General features: G+C 54.9%; 11 protein-coding genes. 6 read left to right on the top strand and 5 right to left on the bottom strand.

Going from position 1 to position 12509, the window contains the following annotated elements; translation table 11 throughout:
* Positions 1-97 precede the first annotated feature (97 nt).
* The 3 genes from H7849_RS21445 (at position 98) to H7849_RS26575 (ending at position 4873) form a co-directional block, all read left to right on the top strand.
* Positions 98-2554 carry an endonuclease MutS2 gene (locus H7849_RS21445; protein ID WP_186742380.1) on the top strand — a complete coding sequence of 819 codons (2457 nt, stop codon included), beginning with the start codon at positions 98-100 and terminating at the stop codon, positions 2552-2554.
* 63 nt (positions 2555-2617) lie between these two features.
* A complete protein-coding gene (locus tag H7849_RS21440; protein WP_186742378.1) occupies positions 2618-3259 on the top strand; it encodes a cytidylate kinase-like family protein in 642 nt (213 codons plus the stop codon).
* Between the two features lie 279 nt (positions 3260-3538).
* Complete coding sequence (locus H7849_RS26575; RefSeq protein ID WP_222439709.1) at positions 3539-4873, top strand: YXWGXW repeat-containing protein; 1335 nt, start codon at positions 3539-3541, stop codon at positions 4871-4873.
* A 177-nt stretch (positions 4874-5050) separates the two neighbouring features.
* On the opposite strand, the gene H7849_RS21430 is transcribed toward H7849_RS26575, so the two are convergent.
* The 5 genes from H7849_RS21430 to dnaA form a co-directional block, all read right to left on the bottom strand.
* Positions 5051-6082, bottom strand: a complete 1032-nt coding sequence (locus H7849_RS21430) for a sensor domain-containing diguanylate cyclase (RefSeq protein WP_186742376.1) — start codon at positions 6080-6082, stop codon at positions 5051-5053.
* A gap of 83 nt (positions 6083-6165) precedes the next feature.
* Positions 6166-7335 (bottom strand): DNA polymerase III subunit beta, encoded by a 1170-nt coding sequence (dnaN, locus tag H7849_RS21425; protein WP_251106393.1) that lies wholly within the window; start codon positions 7333-7335, stop codon positions 6166-6168.
* A gap of 577 nt (positions 7336-7912) precedes the next feature.
* Complete coding sequence (locus H7849_RS21420; RefSeq protein WP_186742374.1) at positions 7913-9058, bottom strand: prolyl oligopeptidase family serine peptidase; 1146 nt, start codon at positions 9056-9058, stop codon at positions 7913-7915.
* 240 nt (positions 9059-9298) lie between these two features.
* Positions 9299-9553: a GlsB/YeaQ/YmgE family stress response membrane protein gene (locus H7849_RS21415; RefSeq protein ID WP_186742372.1), complete on the bottom strand. Its 255-nt coding sequence runs from the start codon at positions 9551-9553 to the stop codon at positions 9299-9301.
* Positions 9554-9689: 136 nt separating this feature from the next.
* Entirely contained in the window at positions 9690-11126 is a 1437-nt protein-coding gene (gene dnaA, locus H7849_RS21410; RefSeq protein WP_186742371.1) for a chromosomal replication initiator protein DnaA, read from the bottom strand.
* A gap of 429 nt (positions 11127-11555) precedes the next feature.
* Between dnaA and rpmH the strand changes: the two genes are divergently transcribed.
* Genes rpmH through yidD form a run of 3 tightly spaced genes read left to right on the top strand, consistent with a single transcriptional unit; the run spans position 11556 to position 12506 of the window.
* Positions 11556-11711 (top strand): 50S ribosomal protein L34, encoded by a 156-nt coding sequence (rpmH, locus tag H7849_RS21405; protein ID WP_186742369.1) that lies wholly within the window; start codon positions 11556-11558, stop codon positions 11709-11711.
* A 58-nt stretch (positions 11712-11769) separates the two neighbouring features.
* Positions 11770-12180: a ribonuclease P protein component gene (gene rnpA / locus H7849_RS21400; RefSeq protein ID WP_186742367.1), complete on the top strand. Its 411-nt coding sequence runs from the start codon at positions 11770-11772 to the stop codon at positions 12178-12180.
* Positions 12177-12506, top strand: coding sequence for a membrane protein insertion efficiency factor YidD (yidD, locus tag H7849_RS21395; RefSeq protein WP_222439708.1), 330 nt, complete (start codon positions 12177-12179; stop codon positions 12504-12506). Before rnpA ends, yidD begins: the two co-directional genes overlap by 4 nt.
* The last annotated feature ends 3 nt before the right edge of the window (positions 12507-12509 follow it).

Below are 12509 nucleotides of genomic sequence, written 5' to 3'. Positions count from 1 at the left end.
CAAAACATTATTGAAATCCCCCTTTCCAGTTGCTACGCACGAAATCCCCATCCGGTTCCGCGAATCGCAACTGCCGAATCGCAGGTACCATATTTTCATGCCGTTAGCGAAGTCCACCCCATTTCCCATGGAGGATTGCAGCCGCTCTGTACTGGAATGGGACAAATTTCTTGCCCTGTTGTCCGGGTATTCGGTTTCCACCATCGGAAAACAATGGATCCTCAATTTGCGCCCGTCCACAGACCGCGCATGGCTTGATCGGCAGCATTCCCTGGTCGACGAAATGCGGCTGCTCCTCAACGAAGGTGCACAGCCAGGGTTGGGGTCACTCTTCGATCCAATTAGCCTGCTCGATAAATCCCGCATTGAGGGGGCTGCGCTTGAGGCCGAGGAGATTCGCGATCTGATGAATCTGGCCGACGATATCTCCGGCTGGACTTCACTTCTCCGGGTGCCGCCTGAGCGCGTGCAGGATCGAATTCCCGAGCTCAACGCTCTTTCAGCGGCATTGTTCACGACCGATCTCCGGCCGTTAGTCGAATCGCTACGTACCAAGATTCTTCCCGATGGCACGCTCACAGACGATGCTTCCCCAGAATTGCGTCGCATTCGCCGTGAAATGGAGCGGCAACAGCGCGCTATTGAGGACAGCCTTCGCTCTGCGCTGCGCCGTCTCTCAGAGGGCGGCAGTACACAGGATGACCTGATCACAATACGCGGAGAGCGGTTCGTAATTCCGGTAAAGAGCGAGCTTAAACGACGCGTGCAGGGCGTGATTCACGGCGCCAGCTCCAGCGGCCAGACCGTCTATCTCGAACCCCTCGAAACCATTGAGCTGAACAACGAGCTGGTACGGCTGCTCGAAGACGAACAGGCAGAGATACACCGCATCTTTCTGGCAATGACAAGACAGATCGCGGGATATGGGTCGATCATCGGCGAAGGCGCTGCCGTGCTGGCAGAGGTTGAATCCCTGCTGGTACGTGCGCGTTTTGCGCTGGAATTCCAATCCGTGCGGCCTCGCTTCAGCGACGCAGTTTCGGCTGACTTCGAATTGAAGCAGGCACGGCACCCGCTGCTCGAAAAGCGTTTACGGAACAGCGGCGGAACGATTGTGCCTTTAACGCTGGGACTTTCCAGCGATGAACGTCAACTGATCATCAGCGGGCCAAACACCGGCGGCAAGACAGTTTCGCTCAAAACCGCGGGATTGCTCTCAATCATGGCGCAAGCTGGCGTTCCAGTACCAGCAGAAGAAGCAGTCTTCCCTGTCTTCGAAAATATCCTCGCGGACATCGGGGATTCGCAATCGATCGAGCGAAATCTATCGACCTTTTCTGCGCACATCGTCAATCTGAACCGCATCGCGCAGATCGCCAATTCCGGATCTCTGGTATTGCTGGACGAACTCGGGTCGGCTACTGACCCTGAAGAGGGAGCAGCGCTCGCCGTGGCGATCGCTGAGCACTTTCTTCGCTCTCAGGCATGGTCGATCATCTCGACACATCTCACATCTTTGAAGGTCTACGCAGCCAATCATGCCGGCGTAAGAAACGCTGCCGTGGGTTTCGACGAGCACACACTCTCGCCAACTTACGCACTGCGTCTCGGCGTGCCGGGCGCGTCAGCAGGCATCAACATCGCGCAGCGACTCGGCCTCGACCCGGAGATCGTCACTGCTGCTCGATCCCAACTCAATACGCAAACACGGGACATCGCCAGCTTTCTCGATCGCCTGCACGCGCAACTCGAAGAGCTGGGCGAGGAGCGCCGCCGCGTACAGCTACTGGAACAGGAAGTCGCGCGCGAACGCAATCGCCTCGCCACCGAAGGCATGAAGGAGTGGCGTGCAAAGGTTCGAGAACTGGAGCAGAAGCTGCACTCACTGCTCAAGGACTTCGAATATCAGGCACGCGAAACGGTGCGCGCCATCGACGACCGCGCGGCGCAGCAGAAGCTGTCCAAACATGCTGAACAGCGAATCGCGCGTCTACGCCGTGAATTTCAGGAGAGCTTCAACTCCGCCGTAGTTGCGGACAAGACTGGCGCGGACAAAGGCGACCAACACGCGCATCCCCATGTGATTCGCAACATCTCTGTCGGCGACACGGTCAAACTGCGAACGCTGGGCCGCACAGGAGTCGTCCAACGCGAGATCGACACAAATATATTTGAGATAGCGATCGGTCCGATGAAAATGCGCGTAGCCCGTGACGAGATTGCCGAAGTCATCCCTGTCCGATCCAGCCCGATTGACGCCGCCCGGAGACGCGGCGTTTCGGTATCCGTCGCCGAACCCGACCCGGAACTACGCGCAGAGATCAATCTCATCGGCAAGACAGTGGATGAAGCTACCGACGAGGTCGAGAAGTTTCTGGATCGCGCATATTTAGCGGGGCTGCCTCGTATCCGCATCGTACACGGCACAGGGATGGGTATTCTGAGGCGTGCGCTGCGGTCTATGCTGGAACGCCATCCTCACGTCGCCTCAATAAGTGAGCCGAGCCAGGCAGAGGGGGGCGCCGGAGCGACCGTGGTTGAACTTCGAGCCTGAACGGTACTATGGACGGCCCATAAAACCAGTGCTACGATACGACACGCAATGCGAGGGCACGTTATGATCCGGGTCATTACCGTGGAACGCGAGTATGGAAGTCAGGGGGCGGAATTCGCTCATCATCTTGCGCACTACCTACAATGGAAGCTCGTGGATCAGTGCCTCATCGATGAGATTGCGGTAAAAGCCGGCATCACGAAGAAGCTTGCCGAAAGCTGCGATGAACGGCTCGATCCCTGGTACTACCGCGTCGGAAAGGCATTTTGGCACGGCTCAATCGAGCGACTGCCGGCTACCGCCGACCCGGATATTTTCGATGCAGAGCGTATGGTCGAATTCGTTCGTGACTATCTGCAGCAACAGGTGAAGACTGGCCACTGCGTAATTGTCGGACGAGGCGCCACGAGTGCGCTTCTCACCACGCCGGGAGTTTTTCACGTCTTCGTGCACGCGTCGATGAAGCGCAAAATGGAGTGGTTCGCAAAGAACTTTCCTCAGCACGCGAAAGAAGCGGAGCAGGAAATCCTGGCAACGGACAAACGTCGTGCCGCATACGTTCGTCGCTTCTACAATCGTGAGTGGACCGATTATCGCCTCTATCACCTGATGTTGAATTCGTGCATGGGATTCGAGGCGATGGTGAAGGCTACTGTCGACGCTGCCGGATTAACCGCCCCTATTCCGCAGCATGCTGAGCTTTGAATGAAATTGGTTGCCTGTATTTACCCTTCTTGCCTCGGTTTTATTTCGCCGACGAATTGCTTTTCAAATCCAATAGATAGAGCAATTTGATTCCTATCGCAAAAGTCATCTCTCAGTCTAAGCAACCGAATCCACCCACAACATCTTCCGACTGAACGTGTCACAAATATCTGTGGGTTGAGGGGCCCATGGAGCAAGCACGAAGAGAAAAGGTCGTCGCTCCTCGAAACCTGCGGATGGCAGCCAGGGAAACGAAGGAAAAGACGGCAAGGTATACCCATGAAGGTCAGACGTCTTTTACAAGTCTTCATTCTCACAGCATTGCTGATGAGCCTACCCGCTGCGTCATTCGCACAAGTGAGTATCGGAGTCGCGGTAAATGTTGCCCCTCCGGTCCTTCCGGTTTATGACCAACCTATTTGCCCTGGAGCGAATTACATCTGGACTCCAGGTTACTGGGGCTGGAACGGTGATGACTATTACTGGGTTCCCGGAACTTGGGTACTCGCCCCTGCAGAAGGCTTGCTGTGGACGCCTGGCTGGTGGGGTTGGGGCAATGGTGGCTATATCTGGAACGCTGGCTACTGGGGCCCGCACATCGGCTTTTATGGCGGCGTAAATTACGGATTCGGCTATTACGGGAACGGCTATGAAGGTGGGTACTGGCGTGGAAACAGCTTTTACTACAACACCGCTGTCAGCCACGTGAACACGACTGTCATCCGCAATGTGTATGTCAATAAGACCGTCATCAACAATGTGACCGTGAATCGCGTAAGCTACAACGGCGGCCACGGTGGAATCACGGCGCGTCCAACGGCTGTAGAAGAAACGGCCCTAAGAGAACGCCGCATGGGCCCTGTCAATGCACAAGTAACGCACCAGAATGTCGCAAGGGAAGATCGTGGAAACTTCTATAAAAGCAATCATGGCGTTCCTGCAACCGCCGCAGTTGCCAGACCGGCAGCTTCGGTCAACGACTTCCATCGCAATGCTGTAGCTGCCAGACCTGTCGCCGCTCCTGCGAACAACGTCGCAGCGAGACCCGAAACTCGTCCGACGCCTGAGAATCATGCAACCAATAGTGCTGCAACCCGACCCGAGACACGGCCAGCACCTGAAAATCACCCAGCCACTACTTCAAGACCAACCAACGCTGCGGCTCGACCAGTGCCCGAGGCCCATCCAACTCCAACGAATAGGCCAGAGAGCACGGCGCGCACAGAGCCTCGTCCCGCTCCTGAAGCCCGGCCTGCACCGCAACCGCAGCATCCTGAAACCTCTACAGCTCGGCCCGAGACCAGACCAGAACCACAGGCACAGCCTCGGCCTGCTCCGCAACAAGCACACGGCACTGCACAGCCTCGGCCCGAGTCTGAACAACAGCAACATGCCCAATCGGAGTCGCGTCTTGCTCCGCAACCAAAGCAATCGAAACCAGAACCACAGCAACAGGCGCACTACGCGTCCCAGCCTCGACCAGAGCAGCACGCGCAACCGCAGGCTCGTCCTGCACCCCAACCAAAGCCTGAGGCCCAACCTCACGAGCAGCCAAAGTCTGAGGCCCAACCTCGTGAGAGTAAACCTCATGGCGAAGAACATCCCCAGCGTTAAACAGTTCCATTCATAACAAAAGGCCCGGAGATCATCCGGGCCTTTCGTTTCCCGAGGAAAAGTGATTCCCTTTTCTTCCCTCAAAATAAATTGGAATTTTGTGCGCTAAAAGCCCAGTTTTGCCAGTCCCAAACTATTCACATCTACTAAGCGCGAGACATATCCTGCGTCTTTCCTTCACAGAAGAATAGGGGCGCGTAGGTCAGGCGGGGTAAGGCGCGCTACCAGCGGGCTTTCGTTGAAAACGCAGAGGCTATTGCGGCCTGTGTCTTTCACGGTGTACATGGCGGTGTCTGCGTTGCGGAGGAGTTCTTCGGGGGTGCGGCCGCCCTCCGGAAAAATAGAGATGCCGATGCTAAGAGTAAGGCTGACTTCCCGACCGCTAATCGCCATGGGCTGGGAGGCGTTGCGCATAATTTGCTGAGCGCAGTGCTCAACGTTTTCCGTAGTGCGGAATTCGGGCATCACGATGACGAACTCGTCTCCACCCATACGCGCCACGGTATCAGACTCGCGCACAGACGATAATAGGCGCTGACCGACGGTCGCAAGGAGGACGTCGCCGTCGGCGTGGCCGAGCGAGTCATTGATCTGTTTGAAGTAATCGATGTCAACGAGGAAGATGGCAACCTTTTGGTCGTGATTCTGCGCACGGAGGATCGCCAAGCGGAGACGCTCGTGGAGCAGCATACGGTTGGCGAGGCCAGTCAGGTGGTCGTGATGCGCGAGATAGTTGACGTGATCGGAGCGCCGGCGGTGCTCGGTGACGTCGCGGCTGGTGATGGCGATGCCAGTGCCAAGCCGGACGACCTGGACGTTGAGCCAGGTACCTTTGATCATCTCGTCGTCGATGAATACTTCGCAGGTATAAGGAATGCCGGTGCGGACGACTTCACGGTATTTGTGGATGAGGCCGGATTTGATCATGAACGGCCGAACTTCGGTGAGGATTTTGCCGTAAAGGGCTTCGCGGGGTACGCCGAGCCGCCGCTCAGCGTTAGGGTTGATGTAGCTGAAGCTGAAGTCGACAATGGCTCCCGTTGCATCGGGGATACTGTCGAATATGTAGAAGTCGTCCAGAGTGCACTCTGCCGCGGCGAAGAACCGGTCGTGATCCGTTGCACCGGATCTGTTGGCCGTCAGAAGGTGTCTAGGACGAAAAGCGTTGAAAAAAGCGAGGGTCTGACCCCAGCAACGTTTCGCGCGCATATTCAGAATTTCGGCTCGGTCGACCCAAGGCAAGACGGGAAATTGAGAACTATCATATCATTGCCGCCCGAATACGGCGATGATCAGATGCGCATGGGCATGATGATATAGCGATATTTGTAGTCATCCGCGCCATCTTCAGGGCGCATCTGCCCAGCTGATTGCGCGTCCTTGAACTCCAACCGAACCTCGCCGGCATTTCCCGTCGCCTTTAGAAAGTCCAAGAGATAGGCGGAATTGAATCCGACTACGATCGCGTCGAAATTGTAAGGAGTCTCAATCACGTCTTCCGATTCGCCTGAATCCGTCGATGAAGACGAAATCTTGAGCTCATTTTGCTCGATACGAATCTTGATTGCCCCCGAGCGCTCATCGGCAAATTGCGCCACACGCTGAATCGAGGCGTTTAAATCTTCGCTCCGTACGACGACGAACTTGTTGTTGTCGCGAGGCATCACAGCCTCATAATTCGGGAACTGGCCTGTCAACTTACGACTGGTCAGCGTGCGGTGGCCGATGCGGAAGAAGAGCGTTTGATCATCATCAGCAAACTCGAGATACTCTTCGTCGCTGTTGGCCAGCAACGACTGAAGTTCAGCCAGCGCCTTACGTGGAATCAGCGTCTTCTTCTCTCCACTGATATTCGAAAGACTCTCGCCCGACTTTTCAATGTGCGCGAGACGGTGACCGTCGGTGGCCACCATTGTCAGGCTTTCGGCCTTGAAAACCAGAAGGGCACCGTTCAACGTGTACCGTGATTCCTCGTTCGATATGGCGAATATCGTCTTCGAGATCAGATTCTTTAACGAGGAGGTGGGTATCTTCGTGACGCTGCTTTCCGGAAACTCCGGCACTTGGGGAAAGTTGGCGCGCGCCATTCCAACCATCTTCGTATTCGAACGCCCGGCGCGGATCTGAACCCAGTGGTTTTCGAGCAGCTTAATGGAAATGTCTCCATCACCGAGCAACTTGATGTAGTCATAGAGCTTGCGAGCCGGAATTGTGCACGCACCGGGCTTCTTGACCTTCGCCGGGCATGAAGTCTTCATGCTCTGGTCTAGATCCGTACCGGTAATAATCAGCTTGTCATCCGCAGCTTCAATCAAAAAGTTCGAAAGAATGGGAATCGTCGTTTTGCGTTCAACCACGCTCTGGGTAGCCGTTAGCTCGCGCAGCAATTCCTGCCGGCTCACGCTGATTTCCATGGCGCTTTGCGCCGTTTGTTTTTCCTGCTCTACGCCTACGCCAGGCATACTCTGCCCCCTTTAGGGATTTGCCACACTTTACACCACCGCGCGCAAAAGAAAGAAGCGCGAAGCCCGATGGAATTCATTCTAGTGAGAAAACCTCACCTTGTGCTTGCGGAAAACGTGGCAGGTGAGTGGGAAATTTTGCAAAGGGTAACAGGCAAGCCGGGGAAGAGCGCGAAGTGGAGCGGACTGGCGCGACGAATTCTGCTTCTATATGAAGTATTAAAGAATAGATAGTAGCCGTAGCAGATCAATGCGGAAAAGTGGAAAGCTCGCCCAAAATCTCTATCAGCGCTCCTTCCGAGCCGTACACGTTTTAGAAAAGTAGGGCTCTTAAAAACGAAAACTTTGGAAGATGCGCCCAAAAGCTTCCCAAACGCACCGCGTTCTCCGCATCGTGCACAGGTCCACATCAAAAGCTCGTGTGGAAAAACTCAATGCTAGGGTGGAAAGCACGTTTTCAGGCAGGAATAGAGCACCTCTGGCGATAGTGGGAAATCCACTAGATGCTTCTTACCCGAAGAATCCACAGCGATGCCGCTGTTCTCGGCTTGGGAATGGAAATCGGTTTGGCAGTTGGCTAGCGCTGCGCGGAAGTTGAGCGTCGCGGGGTAACCAGCGGCCAGAATTCCTCGTGCCGGTCGTCGTGGTAAATGAGTCCGCGGACCTGGCCAGAGGCATCCTTCTGGAAGATGAGCCGCGTTGGACTTCCGGAAATGTAAAAGAAGGTGGTCGGATTCTCGGGCAAAAGTTCGTTACTTTCACCTACGCGACTCCTGGCGTAAAGAGAATCGCCCTGTCGGTAGACTGTGGTCTGGATAATCCCCTGATCCTCGTATTGGCCGACGTAGGCATCATAGATGGAAGGGTTAACCTTGGCAGGCACCGGATGCACCGGAACAAGAAAGTATTCGGCTGCAGGTTGGAGCGTAGGAATCTGGCTTAGAGTGTGTGAGAGCAGCCACCGAGGCAGGTCTGGGTTGGCATAGGCCTTGTCCCAAGCGTTATGGCGAACGCCAGCATACTCCCAGAAGCGCACCTCACCATTGTCCGATTTGAGCGCTTCGTACATGAGCGCAGCTTGTTTTGGTATAACGACAGGATCTTCGGCTCCATGGAAAATCCACACCGGTGTCCTACCTACCGCGCGCGCGTATTCCTGCGGCAGATCGGTGTTATGCCAGCGCTCAGGAGCGTAGGACCAGAAAACTCCACCACAGATCGGGACGACGGCCGCAAAGGTATGAGGCCAGTTCTTGGCGATTTCCCAGGTTCCATATCCGCCCAAAGAAAGTCCAGTCACATAGAGTCGCTCCGGGTCTCCGTGAAACTCCTTCACGCTGGCGCGGAGTGCCGCCATGGCCATCTGCATCATGTCTGGATCGGTCCAGTGATGGTGCTGGAAAGGTACCTGCGGCATAACAACCACAAATGGCCATCGCTCTGGATGAGAGCGGATGGCTGAAGGCAGTCCGATCTGCGTTTGATCTATCCCATCCACTCCACGCTCACCAGAGCCGTGCAGGAAGAGAATGACTGGCCAACGCTGGTGCTCATTCCATGTTTCCGGAAGATAGACCTGGTATTTACGCGTCGTGCCTTGCAGGCTGAGGGTACGGTTGAGAAACCCCGTGTCCTGGTGACGGGCAGAGGCAGGCAAGGCGAGTAGAGCAGCAAAACACAGGAGGAAGAAGTGACGCAAACCCATTACCGGAGAGGATAGCAAGCGACATCCTTAAATGCGCAGAAAATCGTCGCTGGGCGGCCCTACGCGAGAAAAAATGAATTAGTGCAGAAGAAGATCATCCCGCAAGCGACCTACCAGAAGACTGCTGGGATGATCATCGCGAAACAGTCAAAGTGAAGGCGCTCGATTGGTTTCTTCAAGGAACATTAGTTCAGGTCCTGCACAGAGCGCGTCGAGACGGAGGATCAGGAGTTGTCTTCGATGCGTTCTTATGCTGTATCAAGCTTTTTTGCTGGAGATGAGTCTTATCAGAAACGTCAAAATCACCGCACCCAGCACCGCGATGACGATGGTGTAAATCATTCCGCCCCGGCCCGTAAATCCAAGAGCGCGCATGATAAAGCCACCAATGATCGCGCCTACGATGCCGACAATAATGTCCATCACCGGACCATAGCCGCTTCCCTTCATCAACTTGCCAGTGATCCAGCCAGCGATCAGACCGACAATGATCCACCAGAGAATAGAAAGCATGAAAATCTCCTTTCCTCTGAACGCGTAGATGACCTTACCGCCGTCTGAACCTGCATCTGTGTAAAGCGCAGGTACGTTAGCGCAAGGAGAAGGAGTTTTCAAGCAATAATAAATTGTTACACTAAGCCTAATTTAATCAGCTATTTAATGTTTCCTGAAGTTTATTGATCATGCGATTCAGGTCTTTGTCTGAACGCCGTTGTTCTTCAATTTTCGCAATGGAGTGCATCACGGTCGTGTGGTGTTTACCACCAAATTGACGACCGATCTCCGGTAAAGAAGCCTCTGTCATCGTTTTTGCCAGGAACATCGCAATCTGACGAGGTACGACGACAGCACGCGAATTGTTCTTTTGCTTCAACTCCGTTACACGCATGCCAAATTGCTCAGCCACAGCACGCTGAATTGCCTCAATCGTAATCTTGCGTACCTGTGTATCGATAAACTGCTTGAGGCATTGTTGGGCCGCCGGCAAAGTAATTTCGACTCCGCTCATGCTGCACCATGCAAAGAGCCGTGTAAGCGCTCCCTCGAGCTCACGGACATTCGTTCTGACATTGGATGCAACGAAAAGTGCCACATCAACAGGCAGAACCATATGGTCGTTTTCTGCCTTCTTCTGCAGGATGGCGACCTTTGTTTCTAGATCCGGCGGCTGGATGTCGGCAATCAGTCCCCACTCGAAGCGGGAGCGCAGGCGGTCTTCAATTTCGGCCAGTTCCTTGGGAGGACGATCGGAAGCGATAACAATCTGCTTCATGTTCTCGTGCAGCGCATTGAAGGTATGGAAGAACTCTTCCTGCGTGCGTTCCTTCTGCGCGAGGAACTGGATATCGTCGATAAGCAACAGGTCGACTGTCCGGAACTTGTCGCGGAAGCTGGTCATCTTGTCGTAGCGGAGCGAGTTGATCATCTCGTTGGTGAACTTTTCACTCGAGACATAGCAGATGGATGTCTGTGGCTCGCGACGTTTCACTTCATGACCAATTGCATGCATCAGGTGCGTCTTGCCCATGCCCACGCCACCGTACAGGAAGAGCGGGTTGTATGCCTTTGACGGACGTTCGGCCACGGCCTCGGCCGCGGCGCGCGCAAACTGGTTGCCTGCGCCAATGACGAAAGCATCGAAGGTGTAGCGCGGATTGAGTTGCGCCGCAGACGACCAGTCAAAGCGGCCCTGCTGTGGCGCACCGGCTGTCCGTGCTACGCCACGCGCGCCGTCACGAAATCCATTGGGCGGGGCAGTCGGCGAATGGGTGGGCACTGGAGCAAAGCCCCCATCCTCGCGCACACGCACGAGTGTGGGATCCTCTTCCGGCGTGATGAACACGACTTCGTCGAACTCGACCTGAAGATTGTCAATGGCTTCCTGGATCAAATCGCCGTAGCGATCTCCGACGTGCTGAAACTCTGGTGTTGGAATCCGAACAAATAGTTTCTTGCCGCTGATGTGGCTAAATCGAGTTGGCTTCAACCAGGTGTCAAACGATTGCCGGTTGATTTTCTTTTCGAGAGCCCCCAGAATCCGCACCCATGGGTTGAGTGAAGTAGGGGTTGCAGGGACAAAAGACATCGTGTTTCCTTCGCGCGGCGTCCGCCGCAGTGCGATCGGAACCCTTGGTGAAACGCCACAGCGAAAAAACAACATCCTTGCCCGGTTGTGCAAAGCCCGGGGCCAAGGTTCGCTCTGGTGTGCCAGGAGCTTGGATGAGTGCGATTAAGCTCTCACAATGCGATCTTTGAGTGCAGCAGGACGCGCAGAAAAATCTCTAGTGAACGGAGCCGATAGTAGCACATTTAAGCGTGGTTGAAACCTTACTTTCGATGCAAATTGTGTGTCTCATTTGGAGTTGCACCACCGGTTGTGAAAAAGTTGACCCAGCCGCGTGTTTTGCCGATAGGACTAGGATGAGATATACTCAGAAATTGCTGCACTGAGTAATTTCCTGCTCTGTGGACGGCACCCATATTTCATTGAAGAATTTTTGAGGAGCCCACCTCCATGCCGAAGCGCACATTTCAACCGAATCGCCGCCGCCGCTCGAAGACCCACGGGTTTCGCAGCCGCATGAAGACGAAGAGCGGGGCTGCAGTTCTGTCACGCCGCCGCGCCAAGGGACGCAAGCGTGTCTCGGTGAGCGCAGGATATCGCGACTAAGCCTCCATTCTTTCTTCGGCTTCGCCAACCCGGAAGCCAGAAAATAAACGAAAAAGCCATGCAGGAAACAGCTTCTGATCGGACGCCGCCCCCACTGCGTGGCGCGCGTCTGAGTAAGCACGCCGACTATCAGCGCGTGTATCAGGAGAGCCGCAAGTATTTTTCTGCCTCCATGACTTATTTTTTCAGCCCGCGTTCCGAGGACCCATCTTCTTTTTGCGGTCCGCGCGTTGGCCTTACCGCAGGGCGAGTCCTTGGCAAAGCTGTCGAACGCAATCGCATTAAGCGCCGGATGCGCGAGGCTGTGCGCAAAAACCTGGGCAATCTGCATTCGAATGTCGATGTCGTTCTTCATCCCCGGAAGAGCGTTCTGGAAATTGATTTTTCCCGTCTGAATGGTGAAATAGGCCGGGTCTTCGCGACTGTTGAAGCGTCTCTCAAGAAGGACTCACGGGAGACGGAGGCATGAACAAAGAGCGTGGAACTTGCGTACTCCTCATGGGTCCGCTGCACACGTTCTACAAGCTGTTCGTGTCTCCTGTGTTGCATGCCGGTGCAGGGATGGCCGGTGGAGCGTGCCGTTTTCAGCCGACTTGTTCTGAATATGCAGCGATTGCTGTGCATGAACATGGATGGCTGCGTGGAGGATGGATGTCGTTGAAGCGCATGTCGCGTTGCCATCCAGGCGGCAAGGGCGGTTTTGACCCCGTCCCGCAGAAATGTCCATTCATGCAGAGTTCTAAGGCGCCGGTTACCATGAAAGAAGCGCATATTTCACACGAATCGAGATCATAGGAA

Source organism: Alloacidobacterium dinghuense, assembly GCF_014274465.1.
Lineage (GTDB): Bacteria > Acidobacteriota > Terriglobia > Terriglobales > Acidobacteriaceae > Alloacidobacterium > Alloacidobacterium dinghuense.
This window is presented reverse-complemented; position numbering and strand designations above follow the sequence as displayed.